This window comes from Stagnimonas aquatica (assembly GCF_003730135.1).
Lineage (GTDB): Bacteria > Pseudomonadota > Gammaproteobacteria > Nevskiales > Nevskiaceae > Stagnimonas > Stagnimonas aquatica.
This window is the reverse complement of the sequence record NZ_RJVO01000011.1, coordinates 1-24,102: the sequence shown is the minus strand read 5'-3', so window position 1 is coordinate 24,102 and position 24,102 is coordinate 1. Positions and strand designations below refer to the sequence as shown.

Sequence of the window (24,102 nt, the reverse complement as noted above, 5' to 3'; positions counted from 1 at the left end):
TCTCCGTATGAGCGGGCTTGCCCGCGACCGGGTGTTGGGAAAGGTGCGAAGAAGCTCGCGGGCAAGCCCGCTCCTACAGGGTTCTCACGTCGACGAAATGGCCGGCGATGCCCGCCGCCGCCGCCATCGCCGGGCTGACCAGATGGGTGCGCGAACCGGCGCCCTGGCGGCCTTCGAAGTTGCGGTTGCTGGTCGAGGCGCAGCGCTCGCCGGGCGCCAGGCGGTCGTCGTTCATGCCCAGGCACATCGAGCAGCCGGCCTCGCGCCACTCGAAGCCGGCGGCCTTGAAGATCGCGTCCAGGCCTTCCTGCTCGGCCTGCTGCTTCACCAGGCCGGAGCCCGGCACCACCAGCGCCAGCTTGACGTTGGCGGCCTTGGACTTGCCGCGCACCACGCTGGCGGCGGCGCGCAGATCCTCGATGCGGGCATTGGTGCAGCTGCCGATGAACACCTTGTCGATGGCGATGTCGCCGATCGCGGTGCCGGCCTTCAGGCCCATGTAAGCCAGAGCCTTTTCCATGCCGCCGCGCTTGACCGCATCGGCCTCCTGCGCCGGGTCGGGCACCCGGCCATCGACCGACACCACCATCTCCGGGCTGGTGCCCCAGGTGACCTGCGGCTGGATGGCGCTGGCGTCCAGCTCGACCACGCGGTCGAACTTGGCCCCGGCGTCGGAATGCAGGGTCTTCCACCAGCTCACCGCCTGCTGCCAGTGCTCGGGCTTGGGCGCCAGCGGGCGGCCCTGCACGTAGTTGATGGTGGTGTCGTCCACCGCGATCAGGCCGGCGCGGGCACCGGCCTCGATGGCCATGTTGCAGACGGTCATGCGGCCTTCCATCGACAGCGCCGCAATCGCCTCGCCGGCGAACTCGATGGTGTAGCCGGTGCCGCCGGCAGTGCCGATACGGCCGATGATCGCCAGCACGATGTCCTTGGCGGTGACGCCCGGACCGACATGGCCGTTGACCCGGATCAGCAGCGACTTGCTCTTCTTCTGCACCAGGCACTGGGTGGCCAGCACATGCTCGACCTCGCTGGTGCCGATGCCGAAGGCCAGCGCCCCGAAGGCGCCGTGGGTGGCGGTGTGGCTATCGCCGCAGACCACGGTCATGCCCGGCAGGGTCGCGCCCTGCTCGGGGCCAACGACGTGGACGATGCCCTGGCGCAGGTCGGCCAGCGGGATGTAGGGCACGTTGAAGTGCTTGACGTTGCGGTCCAGCGCATCGACCTGCTCGCGCGAGATCGGGTCGGCGATGCCGGCGGCGCGGTCGGTGGTCGGCACGTTGTGGTCGGGCACCGCCAGATTGGCCAGGCGCTTCCAGGGCAAACGGCCGGCGTCGCGCAAGCCCTCGAAGGCCTGCGGGCTGGTGACTTCGTGCACCAGATGGCGGTCGATGTAGAGCAGCGCCGTGCCGTCCGGCTCGGAGCGCACCACGTGGGCCTCCCACAGCTTGTCGTACAGGGTCTGGGGCTGGCTGGCGGACATGGCGGACCTCGCGGGGGGTATCGAACGCCGCGCATCCTATGCGCCGCAGTCGCATAACGCCAATGAATCGTTGTCATGAAGTTGATGCCGCTAAGGCATAATCAACGGCATGGATACCCAAGCCCTGGCCGCCTTTCTGGAAGTCGCCGACACCGCCTCGTTTTCCAAGGCTGCGGAGCGGCTGTTTCTGTCGCAACCGGCGGTCAGCAAGCGCATCGCGACGCTGGAGGCGCAGTTGGGCCGCAGCCTGTTCGACCGGGTCGGCCGGCAGGTGACCCTGACCGACGCCGGCCGCGCCCTGCTGCCCTATGCGCGGCGGGCGCTGGCGGACATCGAGGACGGCCGTCGCGCGCTCTCGCAGCTGTCGGAAAAGGTCGAGGGCCGGCTGTCGATCGGCACCAGCCATCACATTGGTCTGCACCGCCTGCCGCCGGTGTTGCGTGCCTACACCCTGGCCTATCCGGACGTCGATCTCGACATCCAGTTCATGGACTCGGAAGTCGCCTGCGAGGCAGTGCTGGCCGGCAAGCTGGAACTGGGCATCGTCACCCTGCCCACCCAGCCGCTGGCGCATCTGCAATCGCGCCTGGTCTGGCCCGACCCGCTGTCGGTGGTGGTGGCGCCAGCGCATCCGCTGGCGGGGCTCAAGAAGCCGGAGCTGGCTGACCTCGCCGAACATCCGGCGGTGCTGCCCGACGAGGCCACCTACACCCACCGCATCGTCACTGCGGCGCTCACCCGCCACGGCCTGACGCCGCGCATCCGCCTGGCCACCAACTACCTGGAAACCCTGAAGATGCTGGTGATGATCGGCCTGGGCTGGAGCGTGCTGCCGCGTTCCATGCTCGATCAGGATCTGATCGCCCTGCCGATCCGCGAGCTGGCGCTGGAACGCGAGCTGGGCGTGGTCTGGCACGAGAAGCGCACCCTGTCCTCTGCCGCCCTGGCTCTGCTCGACCAGCTTCCTGCGCCCTGATGGACTACGACGTTCTCATCCTCGGCGCCGGGGCCGCCGGCCTGTACTGCGCCTTCAGCGCCGGCCAGCGCGGCCTGCGGGTGCTGGTGCTGGAAAGCGCCAACAAGCCCGGCAAGAAGATCCTGATGTCCGGCGGCGGGCGCTGCAATTTCACCAATCTCGAAGTCGGCCCGGCCAACTATCTCTCGGCCAATCCGCACTTCTGCAAGTCGGCGCTGGCCCGCTACCGGCCCGAGCACTTCATCGCCCTGGTCGATAAGCACGGCATCGCCTATCACGAGAAGGAGCTGGGCCAGCTGTTCTGCGACGACTCCAGCAAGCAGATTTTGCAGATGCTGCTGGACGAATGCGCGGCGGCCGGTGTGCGTCTCCTGACCAGTGCCGCCGCCGAGTCGGTGGACGCCATCGACGGCGGCTATCGGGTGCAGACCGCGCAGGGCCGCTACACCGCTAGCAAACTGGTGGTCGCCAGCGGTGGCCTGTCGATCCCCACGCTGGGCGGCAGCGACTTCGGCTACCGGCTGGCGCGGCAGTTAGGGCACAGCGTGCTGGCGACACGGGCCGGGCTGGTGCCGCTGACGCTTTCCGGCAAACCGCTGGAGCAATGGAACGATCTCTCCGGCCTGGCACTGCCGGTCGAGGCCAGCGCCGGCAGGATGAGCTTCCGCAACCAGCTGCTGATCACCCATCGCGGCCTCTCCGGCCCGGCGATCTTGCAGATCTCCAACTACTGGCAGCCAGGCGAGCCGCTGCGCATCGACCTGTTCCCGCAGGGCGAGGCCGAGAGCTGGCTGGCCGAGCAGCAGCAGGCCCGACCGGCGTCCGAGCTGCGCACGGTGCTCGGTGATCTGTTCCCCAAGCGCTTCGCCCAGCGCTTTGCCGAACTGCACACGCCGGCCAACAAGCTGATGCGCCAGCTGATCCCGGCCGAGCGCAAGGCTATCGCCGCCGCCCTGCACGCCTGGCCAATCAGCCCCAACGGTACCGAGGGCTATCGCACCGCCGAAGTCACCCTAGGCGGCGTCGATACCCGCGAGCTGTCGTCCACCAGCTTCGAGTCGAAGCGCGCGCCGGGGCTGCACTTCATCGGCGAGGTGGTGGATGTCACCGGTTGGTTGGGCGGCTACAACTTTCACTGGGCTTGGGCCTCGGCTTCAGCCTGCGCGACCGCGCTGTAAGCGCCTGTTGTCGCCCGGCTCGCCCGCCATCGGGGCGTTGCTGCTTCCGGGGCGAGCGGACGCGACCTGACGATGGCATCGTGTTTGCTTCACCCTCGGGACTGGCGGCATACCCCGCTCCAACCCCTCCAAAGGCGCCATGCCCCACTCGACGACCACACTCCTGGCCGGCAGCCTGCTGCTAGTTTTCACTCTGTCTGTGCCAGTCCTTGCCGCACCGGAGTCCCGGCTCTGGAAAGACGTCGCGTCGTCAGCCATCACCCCGGTTGGCGAGCGCTTGATCGTCCCCCGCGTGGCGCGCAGCTTCGCCATCGACTACAGCGGGCTGCGCAGCCAATTGGCGACCGCACCGGCCGAGGGCCGGGCGTCGAGCACGGTGATCAGCCTGCCGATGCCGGACGGCCGCAGTCAGCGCTTCCGCATGGTCGAAACGGCGGTGATGGCGCCGGGGCTCGCCGCCCGCTATCCGGAGATTCGGACCTACGCCGGTAGCAGCCTCGACGAACCCGGCACCACCGGCCGTTTCGACATCGGTCCGCGCGGTCTGCACGGCATGATCTTCTCGCCTCAGGGGCAGATATTCATCGACCCCCATTCCCGCGGTGAGACGGCCAACTACCTCAGCTACTTCAAGCGTGATCTGCCGCGCCGCGCCGGGTTCCCGGCCGATCAACTGCTGGCCGAGCCGGCGCAGATCGCCGCCCGTCGCGCCAAGGGCGCGGCCTGGGCCAGCAAGGCGGCGTCGAAGGGCGTCAGCATTGCCGGCGAGCTGCGTACCTACCGGCTCGCCTTCGCGGCCGATGGCGAGTATTCGCGCTTCCACGACCCCGACGGCAACCTGACCACGCTTGGGCCGGACAAGGCCAAGGTGCTGGCGGAAATCGTGAATGTCGTCAACCGCGTCACCAGCGTCTACGAGCGCGAACTGGGCATTCGCCTGCAGTTGGTGGAGAACGAAGACCGGATCATCTTCACCAGTCGCATCCTCGACCCCTATGCCGACCGCTTCGGCCTGGAGATGCTGGCGGTGAACACGGCCGTGATCAGCACCCTGATCGGCAACGCCAACTACGATGTCGGCCATGTCGCCAGCACGGGTGGCGGTGGCGTCGCCGGCCTCGGCGTGGTTTGCAGTTTCACCGGCAAGGGCCAGGGCGTCACCGGCCTGTCGGAGCCGGTGGGCGATGGCTACTACATCGACTACGTTGCCCATGAAATGGGCCATCAGTTCGGCGCCAACCACACCTTCAACAGCGAGACCGGAGCCTGCGGCGGCGGCAATCGCAACGCCGGCACCGCCTACGAGCCGGGCAGCGGGGTCACGATCATGGCCTACGCCGGCATTTGCGGTGACGACGACCTCGCGCCACACAGCATCGACACCTTCCACGCGGCCAGCTTCGACGAGATCGTCGCCTACACCCGCGACGACACCGGCAACGACTGCGCGGTGATCAGCCCCACCGCCAACCACGCGCCGGAAGTCTCGACCGGCGAAGGCGGCTTCAGCATTCCCAAGCAGACGCCGTTCGAACTGACCGGCAGCGCCACCGATGCCGACGGCGACGCGCTCACTTACCAATGGGAGCAGTTCGACCTCGGCGCCGCCGGCTCCCCTGATCTGCCGGACGCGACGGCCCCGTTGTTCCGCAGCTTCCCGCCGACGGCGTCGCCGACCCGGGTGTTCCCGCAGCCATCGGACCTGCTCAGCGGCAGCCACACCATCGGCGAGCGTCTGCCGGACGGCCCTCGCGACCTGAACTTTCGCCTGATCGTCCGCGACAACCGGGTGGCCACCAGCCATGGTGGTAGCGCTGAAACGCCTGAAGCCGGTGGCGTCGCCAGCGCCGACCTGGTCTTTCACGTCGTTGACGCGGGTCCGTTCCAGTTGACCGAGGCCAATGGTGGCGGCAGCTACAAGACCGGCATGAGCCTGCCGGTGACCTGGGATGTCGCTGGCACCGATCTCGCCCCCATCTCCTGCTCCAGCGTCGATCTGCTGCTGTCCACCGACGGCGGCCAGAGCTTCCCCATCACCCTGCTCCGTGCAACGGCCAACGACGGTTCGGAAGCCATCACCCTGCCCGCTGACAGCGCCAGCGAAACGGCCCGTCTGAAGGTGAAGTGTCACGACAACGTCTTCTTCGATATTTCCGACGCCGACTTCGCCATCGCGAAATCAACCGACTCCCCTCCGGGCACACCGGGCAAGCCTTCCGACGGCAGTTCCGGCGGCGGTTGGCCGCTGCTGGCCAGTCTGCTGTTCCTGGCTGGTGCCGGCCTGCGGCGGCGAGTGCGTCGGCGCTGAGCCAGTGGTCAGCGTCCCGGCCGGTGACCGATACTCATCGGCCGGGTCCACCGCCAGATCATCGTCGTGCGTCTCAATAAATTCCTCAGCGAAAAAGGTCTCTGTTCCCGCCGCGAGGCGGATGCCTGGATCGAATCCGGCCGCGTCGCCGTCAATCGCCGTATCGCCACGCTGGGCACCCCGGTGGAGGACGGCGATCTGGTGACCGTCGATGGCGCGCCGGTCGGTGCCCGCGAGCAGGCGCATGTCTACATCGCTTTCAACAAGCCGGTGGGCGTGACCTGCACCACCGAGGCGCGGGTGCGCGACAACATCATCGACTTCATCGGCCACGAGCAGCGCATCTTTCCCATCGGCCGCCTCGACAAGGACAGCGAGGGCCTGATCCTGCTCACCAGCGACGGCGACATCGTCAACCGCCTGCTGCGCGAGGAGCACGAGCACGAGAAGGAGTACGTGGTCACCGTCGATAGGCCGGTGAGCGAGAGCTTTCTCGCTGGCCTGCGGCGCGGCGTGCGGCTGGCGGAACTGGCCACCACCACCAAGCCCTGCGAGGCCTGGCGGGTGGATCAGTACAGCTTCCGCATCGTGCTCACCCAGGGACTCAACCGCCAGATCCGCCGCATGTGCGAGCACTTCGGCTACGAGGTGCGGCAGCTGCGGCGCGAGCGCTTCGTCAACATCCAGCTGGGCAAGCTGCAACTCGGCTACTGGCGCAACCTGGAGGCCGTGGAGCTCCAGCAACTGCTGGCCTGAAGTCACCCGACCCCGGCTACCCATTGACCGCCTGCCCGGAACACCACTCATGAGCCCCCGCAGCCGCTGGCTGGCCCTCTACGTCCTCTGCCTGGGCGTGCTGATGATCGTGCTCGACACCACCATCGTCACCGTCGCCCTGCCCTCGATCAAGGCCGATCTCGGCTTCAGCGAAACCGATCTGGTCTGGGTGGTGAACGCCTACATGCTCACCTTCGGCGGCCTGCTGCTGCTGGGTGGGCGGCTGGGCGATCTCTACGGGCAACGAAGGCTGTTCCTGCTCGGGCTGACGCTGTTCACCCTCGCCTCCCTGGCCTGCGGCCTGGCCGCCAGTCAGACCTTGCTGGTTGCCGCCCGCGCCACGCAAGGCATCGGCGGCGCGGTGATCACCGCCGTCGCGCTGTCGCTGATCACCAAGCTGTTCACCGAGCCGGACGAACGCGCCAAGGCCATGGGCGTCTACGGCTTCGTCTGCGCCGCCGGCGGCAGCATCGGTGCCCTGCTCGGCGGCGTGCTCACCGAAACCCTGAGCTGGCGCTCGATCTTTCTGGTCAACCTGCCGATCGGCATCGCCGTCTACCTGCTCAGCCGACGCCTGCTGCCGGCCGACGAACGCGCGGACGGCGCGCCGCAGCGCCTGGACATGGGCGGTGCAGTCACCGTCACCGGCGCCCTGATGCTGGCGGTGTACGCGGTGGTCAACGGCAACCAGCTGGGCTGGCTGTCGGTGCAGACCCTGGGCCTGCTCGGGCTGGCGGCGCTGCTGCTGGCGCTGTTCCTGTGGATCGAATCTCGGGTCGCCCAGCCGCTGATGCCGTTGGGCCTGTTCCGGCTGCGCAATCTCGCCACCGCCAATGTCATCGGCGTGCTGTGGTCAGCGGGGATGTTCGCCTGGTTCTTTCTGTCCGCGCTCTACCTGCAACTGGTGCTGGGCTACAGCCCGCTGGAAGTCGGCCTGGCCTTCGTGCCCGCCGACCTGATCATGGCCGCCTTCTCGCTGGGCCTCTCGGCCTGGATCGTGATGCGTTATGGCCAGCGCCATCCGGTCTGGCTGGGCCTGGCGCTGGGCACGCTCGGCCTGCTGCTGTTCGCGCGGGCGCCGCAGGCCGGCAATTTCTGGATCGACGTGCTGCCCGGCATGCTGCTGCTGGGCCTGGGCGCCGGCCTCGCCTTCAACCCCTTGCTGCTGGCGGCAATGGGTGATGTCGAGGAAAGCGATTCCGGCCTCGCCTCCGGCATCGTCAACACCAGCTTCATGCTCGGTGGCGCCCTGGGTCTGGCGGTGTTGGCCAGCGTCGCCGATGCCCGCACTGCCGGCCTGCGCGCCGATGGCGTCGAGGCGGTGAGTGCCCTGCACCAGGGCTATCTGCTGGCCTTCCTGATCGGCGCCGGGTTCACCGCCCTGGCGGCCCTGCTGGGTGGCCTGCTGCTGCGGCCGCGATCCGGTCCTGCTTCGGCTGCGAGCGCGCCGCTGCACTGAGCCGCGCCGGGCGGCGTTGATCCGCAGCGCCGCCGCAGGGGCAATAAAAAAGGCCGGTCAGAGACCGGCCTTTTGGCACAGCGCGAAGACTTAGAAGTTGGCGGCATCCAGCGCCATCAGCGTGTCGGCGCCGGCACGGATCTGCTTCAGGTTCATCGCGGTTTCCGGCAGCAGCTTGGCGAAGTAGAAGCGCGCGGTGGCGAGCTTGGTCTTGTAGAACTCGCCCTGGTCCTGCTTCTCCAGCGCGATCTTGGCCATGCGCGCCCAGAAGTAGGCATACACGAAGTGACCGACCAGGTGCAGGTAGGGCACCGAGGCGGCACCGACCTCGTCCGGGTTCTTCATCGCCTTCTGGCCGATTTCCATGGTGACCTTCTGGACTTCGGTGCCCAGCTCGGCGAGCGGGCCGGTGAATTCCTTCATGGCCTCGTTGCCGGCCTCGGCCTTCACCAGCTCGGTGACCAGCTTGCCGAACTTCATCAGCTTGGCGCCCATGTCGGACAGCACCTTGCGGCCGAGCAGGTCCAGCGCCTGGATGCCGTTGGTGCCCTCGTAGATCATGTTGATGCGGGCGTCACGGACGTACTGCTCCATGCCCCACTCCTTGATGTAGCCGTGGCCGCCGTAGACCTGCATGCCCATGGTGGTGCTGATGTAGCTGTACTCGGTGATGAAGCCCTTGACGATCGGGGTCAGCAGGGCCATCAGGTCGGCGGCGTCCTTGCGCACCTTCTCGTCCGGGTGGTTGTGCTCCTTGTCGAGCATCAGGCCGGACCAGTAGGCGAAGGCGCGCGCGCCTTCGACGTGGGCCTTCTGGGTCAGCAGCATGCGACGCACGTCCGGGTGGACGATGATCGGGTCGGCCGGCTTGTCCTTGGCCTTGGGGCCCGTCAGCGAGCGCATCTGCAGACGGTCCTTGGCATAGGCCAGGGAGTTCTGGTACGCCACTTCGGCCAGGCCCAGGGACTGCATGCCGACGCCGAGGCGGGCGCCGTTCATCATCACGAACATGGCGTTGAGGCCCTTGTTCGGCTCGCCGACCAGCCAGCCGGTGGCGCCGTCCAGGTTCATCACGCAAGTGGCGTTGCCGTGGATGCCCATCTTGTGCTCGATGGCGCCGCACTTGATGCCGTTGCGGGCACCGATGGAGCCGTCCGCGTTGGGAATGAACTTGGGCACGATGAACAGGCTGATGCCCTTGGTGCCGACCGGCGCGTCCGGCAGGCGGGCAAGCACCAGGTGGATGATGTTCTCGGCGAGGTCGTGCTCACCGGCGGAGATGAAGATCTTCTGGCCGCTCAGGGCATAGCTGCCGTCGCCGTTCGGTTCGGCCTTGGTGCGCAGCAGGCCGAGGTCGGTGCCGCAGTGCGACTCGGTCAGGCACATGGTGCCGGTCCAGTGGCCGGAGACGATCTTCGGCAGGTAGGCGGCCTTCTGCTCCGGGGTGCCGTGCGCCAGCAGCGCGGCGTAGGCGCCGTGGGTGAGGCCGGGGTACATGGTCCAGGCCTGGTTGGCGCTGTTGAGCATTTCGTACAGCACGTTGTTGACCACTTCCGGCAGGCCCTGGCCGCCGAACTCGGGGTCGCAGGCCAGCGCCGGCCAGCCGGCTTCCACGTACTGGGCGTAGGCCTCCTTGAAGCCCTTGGGCGCCTTGACGTCGCCGGTGGCCTTGTCGTGGTGGCAGCCTTCCTCGTCGCCGCTCTGGTTGAGCGGGAAGGTCACGTTCTGGGTGAACTTGGCGGCTTCCTCGGCGATGGAGTTGATGGTGTCGGCGTCGAGGCTCTCGTGCGCCGGCATCGCCTTCAGCTCGGCTTCGACGTTGAGCAGCTCGTGCAGGACAAACTGCATATCGCGCAGCGGGGCGTTGTACTGACCCATGGTTAATGCTCCAAAAAGTGAAAGGTGGATGGGAAGGGAAAATTGAGGTGCGCGAGATTACCGCATCGTCCGGCCGGACGATACGGGGGAGTATGTTGCGCTGCGACGGGAGGCCCGGCGGGCCGGCTTGCTGGTCATGCCGTGCACTACGGGATTGGCTCGCACCCGGAGGCAGTCCGGCGCCGTAGGCGCGCACAGACGCTGTGTGACAAGGCCGGGATCGGACCTGCTATCTGATTGACAGAAAAGGATTTTCTTCGGCCGGGGAGACTTCTTGAGCAGCCACCGCCCCCGGCCAGGATTTGCCGGCCGGGGGCTTGGTCGGGCTCAGCCCTCGTAACGGGGCTTGGGCTTGCTGAAGCTCTTCTTGTAGGCCGGCTTCTCGCCCTCGCCCGCCTTCACCCGGCTGATGCTCAGCCGCTGGCCGGCGACCCAGACCTTCTTGAGCTTCTCGAACACTTCCTTGGGCATGCCTTCCGGCAGGTCGATCAGACTGTGATCGTCGCGGATGTCGATGCGGCCCATGTACTTGCTTTCGATGTCGGCCTCGTTGGCGATGGCGCCGACGATGTTCTTCGGCAGCACGCCGTGCTGGTGGCCGACCTCAATGCGGAAGGTCTCCATGCCCTCGTCGGACTTGGCCGGGCGCTTGGCGCGCGGCGCCTCGTCACGGTCGGCGAAAGCCGGACGCTCGCGGAAGGGCTTGGCAGCACCTTCGCTACGCGAGATGGGCGGCGCGGGTGGCCGGAAGCTGGGACGCTCCTCGGCGCCGGCAAACGGCGGCTTGAAGCTGGGGCGCTCGCCGGTGCTGCCCTCGTCCTTGCGGAACGGCTTCTTGCTGAACGACTCCGGCCGGCTGCTGCGCTCGCCGGCGTGGCCTGGGCGAGGGCTGCGGTCGAAGGAGTGTTCGCGCACGGTCTGCGCCGGCGCGCTGTCGCCACTCAGCAGCAGGCTCTTGCCGCCCTGCGCCATCAGCGCCAGCGCGGCGGCGATCTCGTGCAGGGAGGCACCCTGTTCCCGGCCCAGCTCCTGTTCGAGCTGCGCCACCAGCTCGCGCATCGGCGTCAGCTTGGCGGTCTGCTTGAGGGTATCCACCACCTGCGCCTGGAACTTGGCGGTGCGCTTGGCGTTGATCGCCGAGTCGCTGGGCAGGCCCATCATCTCGATGTGCTTGCGGGTGGTGCGCTCGATCATCTTCAGCAGGCCGCGCTCGCGCGGCGAGATGAACAGGATGGCGTCACCCTCGCGACCGGCACGGCCGGTGCGACCGATGCGGTGCACATAGCTTTCCGGGTCGGTGGGCACGTCATAGTTGATGACGTGGCTGACCCGCTCAACGTCGAGGCCGCGCGCCGCCACGTCGGTGGCGACGACGATGTCGAGGCCGCCGTCCTTGAGCTTGTTGACCGTGCGCTCGCGCTGCTGCTGCTGGATGTCGCCGTTGAGCGCCGCCGCCGAATAGCCGCGCGCCGACAGCTTGTCGGCCAGCTCCTCGGTGGCGATCTTGGTGCGGGTGAAGATGATCAGGCCGTCGAAGGGTTCGACTTCCAGGATGCGGGTGAGCGCATCGAGCTTGGCGTGCGGGCTGACGATCAGGCAGCGCTGGCGCACCGTGGTCGCGGTCTTGGTCGAGGCGGCGATGCTGACCTCGGCCGGCTCGCGCAGGTAGGTGCTGGCGATGCGCTTGATCGGCGGCGGCATGGTGGCGCTGAACAGCGCCACCTGCTTCTCCGCCGGGGTCTGCTGCAGGATCTTCTCGACATCGTCGATGAAGCCCATGCGCAGCATCTCGTCGGCCTCGTCAAGCACCAGGGTCTTGAGCTGGTCGAGCTTGAGGCTGCCGCGATCCAGGTGGTCGATGACGCGGCCCGGCGTGCCGACGATCACGTGCACGCCGCGCTTGAGCGCCGCCAGCTGCGGCTGGTAGCTCTGGCCACCGTAGATCGGCAGCACATGGAAGCCCGGCAGCCGGGCGGCGTACTTCTGCAAGGCCTCGGCGACCTGGATCGCCAACTCGCGGGTCGGCGCCAGGATCAGCGCCTGCGGCTTGGCCAGGGTGGCGTCGATGCGCGCCAGCAGCGGCAGCGCGAAGGCGGCGGTCTTGCCGGTGCCGGTCTGCGCCTGGCCGAGCACGTCACGGCCGGTGAGCAGATGCGGGATGGTGGCCGCCTGGATCGGCGACGGGGTTTCGTAACCGACCGCCGCGAGGGCTTCGAGCAGGGGAGCCGGCAGGCCGAGAGCAGCAAAAGTGAGAGTAGCGCCCTCGACGGGCACTGGGGTTTCAGCAGACATTAGGAGCGCCTCGCGCGTAGCGGGCACTCGACATGATTTGTCACTGGCCCTGGAAAAACGGCGCGGATTATAGGCGTTTATCGCTTGGAGCATCGGATATGCAATTTCTCAAGAGCTTTGCCGCCGGGTTTGCCTCAACGCTCGCCTTCCATCAGGGCCTACTCTGGTTGCTGCACCGGCTGGGCAGTTCGCCGCGCGCGCCCTGGAACTTCGCGCCGGTGCCACCGTTCGGCGTACCGGCGGTGGTCTCCCTCGCCTTCTTCGGCGGACTCTGGGCGATTGCCCTCGCCTGGCTGATCCAGGAAGCCCGTGGCAGCCGCTACTGGTTGCTGTGGACCCTGCTCGGCGCGCTCGGCCCCAGCGTGGTGGCCTGGATGCTGGTGATGCCGGCCAAGGGCATGGCCATGGCCGCTGGTGGCGATCCCAAGATCATGATCGGTGCGCTGCTGCTGAATGCCGCCTGGGGCGCTGGCTGCGCCCTCTTGCTGCGGCTGCTGCCACGCTGAGGTCGCAGCCGGACAGCGGGCAACAAAAAGGGCGCCGAAGCGCCCTTCTTGTTCCGCGTGGCTGGCCTTACTGACTGGCCACTGCGCAGGAGGAGTTGACCCGCAGCGACTGCGCCAGCGTCGCCACGCCGGCATTCATCTGCAAGCGCAGCTTGTTGTAGGGCTTGGTCACCGGCATCGACAGCACGTAGGCGTCCTGGCCGATGATGTAGGCCCCCAGCAGGGTCAGGCGCAGGCCATCGAAGGTCACCGCCGTTTCCACCACGTTGTCGCTGGCGTCCAGGGTGTCGATGGTCACCGCGCCGAGCAGGGCCAGCGACAGCAGCTGACCGGGCGGGCGGCTGATGATGAAGCCGGCGCGCTGGCCTTCGGCGGTGATCGGTACCTGCAGCGGCGCGGTCACTTTCAGCTCCGCGTAGCCACCCAGCAGACCGAGGTTGACGTTGAGCCCGGCGTAGGTGCTCAGGTCGTTGTCGATGGCCGAGGTCTCGTCGCTGACCGTGCAGGCCAGGCAGAGCAGCGGCAGCGTATAGCTGGACACGGTCGCGCCCTGGGTGGCCAGCAAGGGGCCGGTGCAGATGGCGTCGGTCACTGTCAGCGTGGTGGAGACGCTGCCGGCGCCGCTGCTCGGGGCGGTCTTGAGGGTGGCGGTGACCACCGCCGAGCCCTGCACCTTGCCGAGCGCCACGCCAGTGGCGCTGACGGTGGCAATGCCGGTGTTGGAGGAGGTCCAGTTCAGCTCGCTGGCCGGCACGATGGCCTCGGTGCCGTCGGTGTACTTTCCGACGACATTCAGTTGCAGGCTGGCGTCGATGGCGACGTTGGCCGGGACCGGGGTGATCCGGGCACCGTCCAGCGATTGCAGCACGGCGGCCCCAACGGTGACGTTGGCGGGCGCGCTGCTGACGGTGCTGACGCCATCGTTCTTGGTGGTGGTCGCGGTCACCGTCGCCGAGCCCAGGCTGACGCCCTTCACATCGACCGAACCGTTGGGCTGGTTGCTCAGCGCCAGCACGGTGGCGGCGGGGTCGGAAGAACTCCAGCTCACCGTGCCGGGAATGTCGCGCGGGTTGCTGCTATCGGTATAGATGCCCTTGGCGACCAGGTTGATGCTGGCACCGCGCGGCACCGCATAGGGCGGGCTCGCAGCGTTGTCGCTGCGCAGTACCACCACCTGCTGCAGTTCCGGCGCGATCACGGTGATCGCCGCGCTGCGCTCGACCACGCTGCCGTCGGCAGCAACCGCACTGGCCTTGATCTGCACCGGCGTGGCGTTCTGCTGAAGGGTGCTGACGGTGACCGTGCTGCCCTGTTCCGGCACGCTGGCCACGGTCGGCGCGCTGGACACCCAGCTGAGCAACTCGGTGACGGTGTGGGTTTCGGTGCTGCCGTCGGTCTTCTGGTAGCTGCCGATGGCGGTGATGGTCTGGCTCAGGCCCAGCGGCACCGAAGCGGAAGCCGGGTCGAGACTGATGCTCTTCAGCACCGGCGCGGCCACGCTCAGGCTGAACGGCTCGCTGGTGAAGCCGCCCCAGCTGCCACGGATCGAGGCGGCGCCATTGCGCAAGGCGGTGACGGTGCCGTTGGCGCTGACGCTGGCCACGGTCGGATTGGTGCTCTGCCAGGCGTCAGCGGTGACTTCCTTGGTGGTGAACTCCGGATTGGAGCCCGGCGGCGTCGAGTACAGCGCCAGCAGCTTGTACTGCCGGGTCTGGCCGATCTGGTCAAAGTTGGTGGGGGTGGCGCTGTCTACCACCACGCCTTTCAACTGCGGGAAAAAGTCCGGGCTGGTGAGGTCACCGCCGCAGGCGCTGAGAAAGCTGATCACCAGGATCAGCCAGTATTTTGTGATTCGCATCCGTGCCACTCCCTTATTCGGCGTCCGTCGCCGCAGTCCGCAAATTACCGGCTGTCGTCCGGCTGTTCAAAATGAACTGACAGTCAACCACCGCAATCCCGCCCTGGTACCAGGGAAAGTCGGGATTGGGGGGTGAGCGTCAAAATTCCGACGCCATCCTCGTTTGCCGCAGAAGCCTGATTCAGCGGCGCGCGACGAGCGTCAGCTTTTTGCCGGCTTAGCGGTTACCCAGATGCGGATCTCGGCGGTGAATACCTCGACACCCTGGGGGTCGCGCACGCTCACCGGCACCGCGATCTCCTGCTTGTCGGCCAGCTGCTTGGGCAGCACCAGCACCGCCTCGGCGTGCATGGTGCCCCTGGCCTTGGCCAGGTAGGCGACGGTCATGCCCTTGGGAATCCAGCGGTGGCTGGCGGGAATGCTGATCTCCGCCGCCAGGCCCATCACCGCCTCGGCGAGGTTGCAGAGCGCGATGGCGTGCACGGTGCCGAGATGGTTGTGCACCTTGCGCACGTGCTTGAGCCGTGCGCGCACCAGGCCCGGCTCGGCATGGGTGAACAGCATCGGCAGGGTGCTGAAGTACGGCGCCGCGAGCTGAAAGGCGCGGGTGAACACGCGCGGACCCAGCGGCAGGCGCAGGGCGCGGTCCCACATCTTCAGCAGGCGGGGCTTTTCGTTGGTGGACATGGGGGAGACTCCGATGAAGGAAGGGGGGCGTCATTCCGGCGCAAGCCGGAATCCAGTACTCGCCCGCTGACTCAGTGACTTCGCACCGGGATGGCGCGGTCAGCGGGGGGACGGAACGTCCCTCTCGCGAGGGGCCGGATGCCGGCTTTCGCCGACCTGACAGATGGGGTACTGCGAACTCAAATCGCAGCGGCCAGTTCAGCCGCCTGACGGATGGCGCGCTTGGCATCCAGCTCACCGGCAGTGTGGGCGCCACCGATCAGATGCACCTTCACCCCGGCTGCCTCCAGCGGCGCCTGCAGCGTGCGCAGCGGCTCCTGGCCGGCGCAGATCACCACATGATCGACCTCCAGCGTGCGCGGCTGCTCCTTGATCTTGATGTGCAGGCCGGCGTCGTCGATGCGCTCGTACTCGACGCCGCCGATCATCCTCACCTGCTTGTCCTTGAGCGCGGTGCGGTGCACCCAGCCGCTGGTCTTGCCCAGGTGCTTGCCCAGGGCCTCGTCCTTGCGCTGGAGCAGGTACACCTCGCGCGCGGCCGGCGCAGGTAGCTTCTCGACCAGCGCCCCAGCGGCGGTGAGTGTGGCATCCACGCCCCATTCCTTGTACCAGTGCTCGGGGTGCAGGGTCGGGCTCTCGCCCTCGTGCACCAGGTATTCGCTGACATCGAAGCCGATGCCGCCGGCGCCGATCACCGCCACCTTCTTGCCGATCTGCACCCGGCCTTTCAGCACATCGACATAGCTCACCGCCTTCGGGTGGTCGATGCCGGGGATGCCCGGCTTGCGCGGACTGATGCCGGTGGCCAGCACCACCTCGTCATAACCTGCGGCCTTGAGGCTCTCGACGCTGGCGACGGTGTTGAGCTTCAGATCGACCCCGGTGCTCTTCAGCTTCTCGCCGAAGTAGCGCAGGGTTTCGTGGAACTCCTCCTTGCCCGGGATCTGCTTGGCGAGATTGAACTGGCCGCCAATCTCGCCGGCCTGATCCAGCAGCGTCACCTGATGACCGCGCTCGGCCGCGTAGCTGGCGAACGCCAGTCCGGCCGGCCCGGCGCCGACCACCGCCAGCTTTTTCTTTTGCGTCACCGGCTTCATCACCAGCTCGGTTTCGTAGCAGGCCAGCGGATTGACCAGGCAGCTCGCGCGCTTGAGCGAGAAGACGTGATCCAGACAGGCCTGGTTGCAGGCGATGCAAGTATTGATGGTCTCGGCCTTGCCGGCCGCCGCCTTGTTGACGAAGGCCGGGTCGGCCAACAGCGGCCGCGCCATGCTGACCATGTCGCAGACGCCACCGGCGAGCAGGCCCTCGGCCACCTCCGGGGTGTTGATGCGGTTGGTGGCGATCACCGGAATCTTCACCTCGCTGCGGATGCGCTGCGTGGGGAAGCTGAAGGCCGCGCGCGGCACGCTGGTGACGATGGTCGGCACCCGCGCCTCGTGCCAGCCGATGCCGGTATTGAGCAGGGTGACGCCGGCGTCCTCGACCGCCTTGGCCTGGTAGACCACCTCGTCCCAGGTATTGCCGCCCTCGACCAGATCGGCCATCGACAGCCGGTAGACGATGATGAAGTCCTTGCCGGCCGCCTTGCGCACCGCCTTCACCACCTCCACCGGAAAGCGGCAGCGGTTCTCGATGGACCCGCCCCATTCGTCGTCGCGGCGGTTCACCCGCTTGCAGGTGAACTGGTTGAGCAGATAGCCCTCGCTGGCCATGATCTCGACGCCGTCATACCCCGCCTGGCGCGCCAGCTCGGCGGCGCGCGCATAGGCGGCGATGGTGCGGCGGATGCCCCAGCCGGACAGCGCCGAGGGCTTGAAGGGATTGATCGGCGACTTGTGCGCCGACGACGACACCGACAGCGGGTGGTAGCTGTAGCGGCCCGCGTGCAGCAACTGCAAGGCGATCTTGCCGCCGTGACGGTGCACCGCCTCGGTCACCTGCAAGTGGCGCGGCACCTCGCGGCGCGAGGACAGCTTGGAGCCAAACGGCGAGAGCCAGCCCTGCCAGTTGGGCGCGAAGCCGCCGGTGACCATCAGCCCCACCCCACCCTTGCTGCGCTCCTCGAAATAGGCGGCGAGCTTGTCGAAGTCCTTGGCCTTGTCTTCCAGGCCGGTGTGCATCGAGCCCATGAGGACTCTGTTACGCAGACTGGTGAAGCCGAGATCAAGGGGGCTGAGCAGGTGCGAGTAAGGGCTGGTCATGGCGACTGGCTGAAGGGTTGCTAGAAGGAAGTTTGAGAAAAGCGGCGCCCACGGTAGGCGGTGAGATCTGGGCAAGTGCAGTCGAGAGTCTCGATGTAAAAGTTTCGCTCCGCCCAGATCACTTCGAGATCGTAGAGGCAGAAGGAATGACGCGAAGGGTCTTCTACCCAGTCGCCAGCCTCGCCCTTGAACGATACCGAGATGAACAGCTCGTTTCCGTTGTCCCACCAGGCCAGCACCAGATAGAGGCCGGTGGCGCCGTGATGGAAGATTGCAAAGGCCGGACGCTGCGCCCAATCGCCGCCGCGCGCCGCCTTCACCGCTTCCAGGCGCTCGCGGAACGGTGCCGGCATCACCGGGCCGTCATGGGCGGTGATGCTGTAGCACTTGATGCGATCGGCCTGCTCCCATTCGGGGTGGCTCTCGATACTGCGGGGGCGATACATGGCCGGGTGTTACCAACTACGCGGCACGTAAGGCGTATCCGGCTTGCCGAGATTGCGGGCACTGGCGACGCGCTGGTTCTTACGGCCGATCAGGCGGCGCTGCCACTTGCGCTCGGCGGCCAGCGCACCGTACTCGCTATTGCCCCAGGCCTCGTCGAACAGGTGCTTGGCGGCGGCCACCGAGTCCGGCGAGCGGGTGGCGATCTGTTCCGCCAGCGCCTTGGCGGCAGCGAGCGGATCGTCGGCAATGCGGGTGATGAGGCCCAGCGCCTGCGCTTCGCCAGCGTCGAGGATGCGGCCGGTATAGGTCAGCTCCAGCGCCACGTCGCGCGGCAGCACCTCGCGCAGCAGCACCGTGCCGGCCATGTCCGGGATCAGACCCCACTTCGCCTCCATCACCGAGATGCGGCTGCCGGGCGCGGCGATGCGGATGTCCGCCCCCAGCGCCAACTGGATGCCGGCACCGAAGCAGTTGCCGTGGATCGCCGCGATCACCGGCACCGACAGCGAGCGCCAGATCATGGAGACCACCTGGTAGCGGTTGGCCCAAGGCTTCCACAGCGGCAGGAAGGCCAGCGCCACCTTCAGCGGCCCGCCGCCCATCACGCCCTTGATGTCGAGCCCGGCGCAGAACGACGGCCCCTCACCGGACAGGATCACCGCCCGCAGCGACTTGTCGCGCTTGAGCCGCCGCGCCACCGCGATCAGCTCCTCGATCAGCGCCACATCGACGCCGTTGTGCTTGTCCGGCCGGTTGAGCCGCACATGGGCGACGCCGCCCTCGACGCTGACGAGTACGCGGCTGGCTGAGGCGGAGGCAGTGGTGGCGGTCATGCAAGAGTCCCTGTCAGGTTGCGACACATACTCGGAGGTATGCGCCTCCCTCGGCAAGGGCAGCAGCGACAGCGGGCGGGTGTTGGTGGGGACAGGGTGGCTGAGCGCCTTTTCGCCTTGGGCCTCCTCGCCACCGGCGGATGGACACATCGAGGAAGCCCGCATTAGGCTTGGATCATCGGTGTGTTGGGATCACATCGGCATATCGAAGAAGGAAGGGAATGAGATGGCCAATCTGTTGACGCATTTGCCGAAGCAAGCTTGGCGACACCTCACATCCAATAACTCAAGGGAATCATGGATATGGACCAGATTATTCGTACCTACGGTGCCGGAACGGCGCCGTGTTATACGTCAGTTTTGACGCCTAATTGGCGTTAGGTTTATATGAGCTACGGCACCCTACAACCAACACTTCTTCTGCAGGCCCTTAATGAGGGGAAGATTCCAAAATATTTATACAAATATAGAGACGCAAAGTCCAATACCGAGTCAATATTTAAGAGCAAGAAAATATGGTTCTCGCTTTCTACGGCATTTAACGACCCCTTTGACTGTCATTTATCTGAGGCGCAGCACAGCCTCGACGACGCGAATAAATTTCGCGAGCATATACTAGAAGGCCGACCAGATCGAGATTTTCTAATGAGTCAGCCCGTTAGCATTGAGAGGTTAGAGGCGGCCTTGGAGGGTTCAAAACAATTAAAGCTGTCTCGACTCGGCATTTTGTGCCTGTCGAGAAACTACAACAACATCCTCATGTGGTCACATTACGCCGACTATCATAAGGGATTGGTCATTGAGTTTGACCTTGAGAAAGATTTAGATTTTTTTGTGACTCCGATAAAAATAAAATACGTTGAAGGCTACGAGCCGACTAATTATTTTATAAATCAGAAAGAGGCGATAGATAAAATAATATCGACTAAAAGTTTACATTGGAGTTACGAAGAAGAAATTAGAATCCTGAAAAACAATCATGTTGGCGCTTGCGCCGTTTCTCCAGCAGCGATTAAGCGGATTATTTTTGGTTGCAAATCAGACCCTGATTTTAAAGAAAGGATTAAAATCTTATGTGGCAGCGCCGGGCTGGGGCATGTGACGTTCTCCTCCATGAAAATGTCTTACGGCAAGTTCTCTTTAGAGTGCGTAGATGAATAAACCTAACCAGCGTATATGGACTCCTCCCACAAGGCCCTGGTGAAGTGAATCGCTGATCGTGGCGTGTGAAGGTGGTTGCAGTCGTATGTCCGGCTTTGTCGAGGGCCTGCGATGCGGGCCGAGCCTTCATGGGAATTCGCGCAGGGAGAGCCATACGTTCGCAACGAGCTTTTCCTCGCTCACGCTTGTTATCGGCTTTGGTCCCGGACGGTCCGACCGTCTACGCCATGATCTGCTGTCTTCTCCAGTGCAACCGCAGGAAAGGGTTGGGTTGGGTTGAGTTGAGTTGATTGTGTGGCCGGTCAGCAAGCGTAGCCCGGATGCAATCCGGGACTTTGCGAGTTCGGCAGTCCGATCCCGGATTTCATCCGGGCTACCAGCCGGCCACGGTGAAAAAGGGGCGGAGTAAATATCCGAGATCAGTTAGATCTGGCTGTCCAACCAGCCCGATCATGCAAAGTCGGCGACCGCCCACTCCCCCAATTACTTGAGAGCAGCCGCCACCGCCTCCGTAAGCGTCACCGTCAGCCGCCCAATCAAACGGCTCAACGCCTTGCCGTCGTCGTAGAGCGAGCCCGCCGCTGCCTTTACATCGCTCTCGGCCAGCAGGCCGGCGAAAGCCGGTGGTAGGCCGAAGCCTTCCAGCGAGGTCTTGTACTCGGCTTCTGACAAATTCTTGTACGCCACCGGCTTGCCGGACTGGCGCGCGATCTCGGCGGCCAACTCGCTGAGCGTGTAGGCGCTGTCGCCGGCCAGTTCGTACACCTTGCCCGCTTGCGTCGCGGCCGTGCTGGCGAGCACCACAGCGGCTGCGGCGGCGTAGTCGGCCCGGGCGGCGGAGGCGATGCGTCCTTCCCCGGCGGCGCCGAGCACCACGCCGTGTTGCAAGGCAGCACCCACGCTGCCGGTGTAGTTCTCGGTGTACCAGCCGTTGCGCAGCAGCACATGAGGCAGGCCGGAGGCGCGGAGGTAGTCCTCGGTGGCCTTGTGCTCCACCGCGAGGTTCATCGGGCTGGTGTCGGCGCGCAGGATGCTGGTGTAGGCCAGCAGCTTCACCCCGGCAGCCTTGGCGGCGTCGATCACGTTGCGGTGCTGTGGCAGGCGCCGGCCGATTTCGCTGGAGGAGATCAGCAGCAGCTTGTCGGCGCCGCGCAGCGCGGCGACCAGGGAGGCGGGGTTCTCGTAGTCGGCTACCCGTAGCTCGACGCCCAGGGCGGCGAGGTCCGGCGCCTTGGCCGGGTCGCGGACGAGACCGACCAGCTTGGCGTTCGGCGCGCGGGAGCGCAGTTCGGCGAGCACGAGGCGGCCGAGCTGGCCGCTGGCGCCGGTGATGACGAGGGTTTCGGTGGAGGTGGTGGTGGACATGGTGGGCTCCTTTCTAGGGTTCAGGTTGAAGACGTGGTCTCATAGTGAGACCATCTGTGCCTCTTTGTAAGGAGGCAGTTTTTTGTGACCGGGTTACCTCCCAGTAACCGCCTGCCGGCGCGTCAGGGCCTGGCGGTGCGGTTTGAGCAATGGAGCGCCGAGGCCTTCGACGCCAGCCGCTGTCCGGTGCGCGGCGTGCTCGACCGGCTGGGCGACAAGTGGTCGACGCTGATCGTGATCGCCCTCGCCCGCCGTCCGCATCGCTTCGGCGAGATTCGCCGCGCGGTGCCGGATATTTCCAAGCGCATGCTGACGCAGACCCTGCGCGACCTGGAACGCGACGGCCTGATCTCGCGGCAGGTGTTCCCCACCAAGCCGCCGAGCGTGGAGTACCGCCTCACCGCGCTGGGCGAATCGCTGCTGGAGCCACTGAACGCGCTGGTGGCCTGGGCGGAGGCGAATCAGGCCCGCATTGGCGCGGCGCGCGTGGCGTTCGATGCCGCAGCGGCGATGACGGAGGCGCCGTTGCCTGGATTGGAAGTCGGGGGCCGCTAGTCTTGATTAGGTCCGAGGTTCGTTAAGAACTGAGGCCCGCGACTCAGGAGCCATCTTTCACGCGCTGGCGCAAGTCGGCGTCGATGCGGCCCTGCCAGCCTGGCCCGAGGGCCTTGTAGTAGGCCAATACGTCTGGAGACAGCCGGATGGTGACTGACTTCTTCTGCTGACCGGCCGCCAAGGCCGGGCGTCCCCGTCGCACGGCTTGTGCCCTGGCGAAGTCCTTCGCAGCGAGCGGTGGATTGTCCCCATCGCCCTTGGCATTGGCGGTCGCCTCGGCATCCCGCATGCGCTTTACTCGGGCCCAATCGCTGCGGTCCTCCGCCTGCATCGACCGGAGTTGGGTGCTGGAATAGCTAACGACTCTTGATTTCGGCATACATCCTCCGTTCCCGGGCGTTGGCGCGGCGCAAGCTGATCACCCGCACCGCTTCATCTCGCAGCGTGTACACCAGCGAAAGCACCAGGAGTTGTCCCTGCACCTCTGCCACGTCGACATACCGCATCTCGTCGCCTCGCGGACTGGGAATGGTCAGCTTGAAATCGGCTTCGTGCACCCAGACCGCCTGAACAAAATCCAAGCCATGCTTGACCAAATTGGCCTCGCGTTTGGCTTCGTCCCATTCGTAGCGCATGAATAATTGTACATACAAAATTGTATGTAAAGCCTAGCAGGCGCTAACGCAGTTCTGGCACCTTGCGCCACACCACCCAGGTGCCCACGGTGGCGATGGCCGCCGCGATGAGGAAGGGCGCTTCGGGCCGGATGTGGTCCCAGGTCCAGCCGGCACCCAGGCTACCCACCGAGCCACCGATGCCGTAGGCGGCAGCGTTGTAGAGCGCCTGCCCGCGCCCTTGCAGCCGCGCCGGGAACAGCCGGAACACGTAGTGCATCGCGCAGGCGTGATAGGCGCCGAAGGTGAGCGCGTGGTTGAGCTGGATCAGCACCAGCGCGACGATGTGGTCGGCCAGCAGCACGGTCAGGCCCCAGCGCAGCGCCGTGGTCGCCAGCGCCAGCAACAGCAGCTTGCGCGCGCCGATGCGGGCGATCACCCGGCTCATGTAGATGAACAACCCAATCTCGGCGATCACCGCCACCGCCCACAGCAGGCCTGCGACGCTGCGGGCGTGGCCGTGGCGCTCCAGGAACAGGGTGAAGAAGTTGTAGTAGGGCGCGAACGACATCTGCGAACACAGGCAGGCGAGCAGCAGCGCGATCACCTCGGGCCGGCGCAGCACGGTCAGCAGGTCTACCGGTGCAGGGGCGCCGGGCTCGGCGCGTGCCACCGGCGTTGGCGGCACTAGGAAGCTCGCCGCCGCCATGCCTGCGAACAGCACGCCCACCAGCCAGGGCAAGGGCAGGATGCCCAGCCAGTCCAGCAGCGGCCCCAGGCTGAGCACCGACACCACGAAGCCCACCGAGCCCCAGAGCCGTACCCGTGAGTAGTCGCCGCCGCTGTGCTGGAGGTGCACCAGCGAGACCGCCTCGAACTGCGGCAGCAGCGCCTGCCAGAACAGGTTGTAGGCCAGCATCGCCGCAGTGATCTGCCAGATGCCGTCGGCGAAGGGGATGAGCAGAAACAGCATCAGCGAGGCGAGGCTGGTGCCGCGCACCAACTGGATGTGCCGGCCGCTGTGGTCGGCGATCCAGCCCCAGACGAAGGGCATCACTGCTCGCTCCAGCCCGGCCAGGGCGTAGGCGACGCCGATCTCGGTGGCGCTGAAGCCGCGCGCTGTGAGGTATGGCGCCCAGTAGGGCATGAACGCGCCGACCGTCGCGTAATAGAAGAAGTAGTAGCCGCCGAGGCGGGTGTGGAGGGCGGCGGGCGTCATGGGCGGCGCAGTTTAGTGGATGGCCTTTGCGGCTTGGGGGTGTTGGGCCTTCGTCTTGGTCTGCGGCTGGGTTGTGGTTCGCGCGTTCGCGCTCTTTTAAGCGTGCAGGGCTTGAGAGTTTCTTTTCGCCTATTGGCGACTTACTTTTCTTTGCTCCTGCAAAGAAAAGTAAGGCGGATTCAAGCATCAAGTGCAACACGGTTGTTTTGATCGCGTTGTTCGAAGCATTTGTTGAAGAAGACTTCGGCGGGAGTCTTCCACCCGAGGGTTTTGCGGGGGCGGGTGTTCATCTCCCAGGC

General features: G+C 66.1%; 20 protein-coding genes and 1 pseudogene. 8 read left to right on the top strand and 13 right to left on the bottom strand.

Annotation, left to right across the window (positions count from 1 at the left end):
* Nucleotides 1-73 precede the first annotated feature (73 nt).
* A complete protein-coding gene (leuC, locus tag ED208_RS16605; protein ID WP_123213053.1) occupies nucleotides 74-1,486 on the bottom strand; it encodes a 3-isopropylmalate dehydratase large subunit in 1,413 nt (470 codons plus the stop codon).
* Nucleotides 1,487-1,595: 109 nt separating this feature from the next.
* Between leuC and ED208_RS16600 the strand changes: the two genes are divergently transcribed.
* The 5 genes from ED208_RS16600 to ED208_RS16580 all read left to right on the top strand — a co-directional run bounded on the left by ED208_RS16600 (nucleotide 1,596) and on the right by ED208_RS16580 (nucleotide 8,184).
* Nucleotides 1,596-2,462 carry a LysR family transcriptional regulator gene (locus ED208_RS16600; protein WP_123213052.1) on the top strand — a complete coding sequence of 289 codons (867 nt, stop codon included), beginning with the start codon at nucleotides 1,596-1,598 and terminating at the stop codon, nucleotides 2,460-2,462.
* Nucleotides 2,462-3,640: a BaiN/RdsA family NAD(P)/FAD-dependent oxidoreductase gene (locus ED208_RS16595; RefSeq protein WP_123213051.1), complete on the top strand. Its 1,179-nt coding sequence runs from the start codon at nucleotides 2,462-2,464 to the stop codon at nucleotides 3,638-3,640. The genes ED208_RS16600 and ED208_RS16595 overlap by 1 nt, the downstream gene beginning before the upstream one ends.
* Nucleotides 3,641-3,917: 277 nt before the next feature.
* On the top strand, nucleotides 3,918-5,948 hold the full coding sequence (locus tag ED208_RS16590; RefSeq protein ID WP_158608601.1) for a reprolysin-like metallopeptidase: 2,031 nt from the start codon (nucleotides 3,918-3,920) through the stop codon (nucleotides 5,946-5,948).
* Between the two features lie 66 nt (nucleotides 5,949-6,014).
* Nucleotides 6,015-6,704: a pseudouridine synthase gene (locus tag ED208_RS16585; RefSeq protein ID WP_123213049.1), complete on the top strand. Its 690-nt coding sequence runs from the start codon at nucleotides 6,015-6,017 to the stop codon at nucleotides 6,702-6,704.
* Nucleotides 6,705-6,753: 49 nt separating this feature from the next.
* Complete coding sequence (locus tag ED208_RS16580; RefSeq protein WP_123213048.1) at nucleotides 6,754-8,184, top strand: MFS transporter; 1,431 nt, start codon at nucleotides 6,754-6,756, stop codon at nucleotides 8,182-8,184.
* A 90-nt stretch (nucleotides 8,185-8,274) separates the two neighbouring features.
* Here the strand turns inward: ED208_RS16580 and ED208_RS16575 are convergent, their stop codons facing one another.
* Both ED208_RS16575 and ED208_RS16570 read right to left on the bottom strand, forming a co-directional pair.
* Nucleotides 8,275-10,062, bottom strand: coding sequence for an acyl-CoA dehydrogenase C-terminal domain-containing protein (locus ED208_RS16575; RefSeq protein ID WP_123213047.1), 1,788 nt, complete (start codon nucleotides 10,060-10,062; stop codon nucleotides 8,275-8,277).
* Between the two features lie 327 nt (nucleotides 10,063-10,389).
* Nucleotides 10,390-12,354, bottom strand: coding sequence for a DEAD/DEAH box helicase (locus ED208_RS16570; RefSeq protein ID WP_123213046.1), 1,965 nt, complete (start codon nucleotides 12,352-12,354; stop codon nucleotides 10,390-10,392).
* A gap of 98 nt (nucleotides 12,355-12,452) precedes the next feature.
* Between ED208_RS16570 and ED208_RS16565 the strand changes: the two genes are divergently transcribed.
* Nucleotides 12,453-12,860 (top strand): hypothetical protein, encoded by a 408-nt coding sequence (locus tag ED208_RS16565; RefSeq protein ID WP_123213045.1) that lies wholly within the window; start codon nucleotides 12,453-12,455, stop codon nucleotides 12,858-12,860.
* Nucleotides 12,861-12,927: 67 nt separating this feature from the next.
* Here ED208_RS16565 and ED208_RS16560 read toward each other — a convergent pair whose 3' ends face one another.
* The 5 genes from ED208_RS16560 to ED208_RS16540 form a co-directional block, all read right to left on the bottom strand.
* Complete coding sequence (locus ED208_RS16560) at nucleotides 12,928-14,718, bottom strand: Ig-like domain-containing protein (protein WP_123213044.1); 1,791 nt, start codon at nucleotides 14,716-14,718, stop codon at nucleotides 12,928-12,930.
* Between the two features lie 201 nt (nucleotides 14,719-14,919).
* Nucleotides 14,920-15,405, bottom strand: coding sequence for a hotdog fold domain-containing protein (locus ED208_RS16555; protein WP_123213043.1), 486 nt, complete (start codon nucleotides 15,403-15,405; stop codon nucleotides 14,920-14,922).
* Nucleotides 15,406-15,584: 179 nt separating this feature from the next.
* Nucleotides 15,585-17,609: an NADPH-dependent 2,4-dienoyl-CoA reductase gene (locus tag ED208_RS16550; protein ID WP_123213042.1), complete on the bottom strand. Its 2,025-nt coding sequence runs from the start codon at nucleotides 17,607-17,609 to the stop codon at nucleotides 15,585-15,587.
* A 20-nt stretch (nucleotides 17,610-17,629) separates the two neighbouring features.
* Nucleotides 17,630-18,055: a hypothetical protein gene (locus tag ED208_RS16545; RefSeq protein ID WP_123213041.1), complete on the bottom strand. Its 426-nt coding sequence runs from the start codon at nucleotides 18,053-18,055 to the stop codon at nucleotides 17,630-17,632.
* Between the two features lie 9 nt (nucleotides 18,056-18,064).
* A complete protein-coding gene (locus ED208_RS16540) occupies nucleotides 18,065-18,889 on the bottom strand; it encodes a crotonase/enoyl-CoA hydratase family protein (RefSeq protein WP_123213040.1) in 825 nt (274 codons plus the stop codon).
* Nucleotides 18,890-19,276: 387 nt separating this feature from the next.
* Between ED208_RS16540 and ED208_RS16535 the strand changes: the two genes are divergently transcribed.
* A complete protein-coding gene (locus ED208_RS16535) occupies nucleotides 19,277-20,050 on the top strand; it encodes a DUF2971 domain-containing protein (protein WP_123213039.1) in 774 nt (257 codons plus the stop codon).
* A gap of 483 nt (nucleotides 20,051-20,533) precedes the next feature.
* On the opposite strand, the gene ED208_RS16530 is transcribed toward ED208_RS16535, so the two are convergent.
* Nucleotides 20,534-21,415, bottom strand: a complete 882-nt coding sequence (locus ED208_RS16530; protein WP_123213038.1) for an SDR family oxidoreductase — start codon at nucleotides 21,413-21,415, stop codon at nucleotides 20,534-20,536.
* A gap of 84 nt (nucleotides 21,416-21,499) precedes the next feature.
* Between ED208_RS16530 and ED208_RS16525 the strand changes: the two genes are divergently transcribed.
* The gene (locus ED208_RS16525; protein ID WP_199720654.1) at nucleotides 21,500-21,970 is read left to right on the top strand and encodes a winged helix-turn-helix transcriptional regulator; all 471 of its coding nucleotides are present in this window, start codon (nucleotides 21,500-21,502) and stop codon (nucleotides 21,968-21,970) included.
* 43 nt (nucleotides 21,971-22,013) lie between these two features.
* Here the strand turns inward: ED208_RS16525 and ED208_RS16520 are convergent, their stop codons facing one another.
* From ED208_RS16520 to ED208_RS17885, 4 genes and pseudogenes are all read right to left on the bottom strand, one after another.
* Nucleotides 22,014-22,259 (bottom strand): BrnA antitoxin family protein, encoded by a 246-nt coding sequence (locus ED208_RS16520; RefSeq protein WP_123213037.1) that lies wholly within the window; start codon nucleotides 22,257-22,259, stop codon nucleotides 22,014-22,016.
* A gap of 67 nt (nucleotides 22,260-22,326) precedes the next feature.
* Entirely contained in the window at nucleotides 22,327-22,605 is a 279-nt protein-coding gene (locus ED208_RS16515) for a BrnT family toxin (RefSeq protein ID WP_123213036.1), read from the bottom strand.
* A gap of 43 nt (nucleotides 22,606-22,648) precedes the next feature.
* Nucleotides 22,649-23,803 carry an MFS transporter gene (locus tag ED208_RS16510; protein WP_123213035.1) on the bottom strand — a complete coding sequence of 385 codons (1,155 nt, stop codon included), beginning with the start codon at nucleotides 23,801-23,803 and terminating at the stop codon, nucleotides 22,649-22,651.
* A gap of 179 nt (nucleotides 23,804-23,982) precedes the next feature.
* Nucleotides 23,983-24,102 (bottom strand): annotated as a pseudogene (locus tag ED208_RS17885) (IS30 family transposase); the annotation flags it as partial.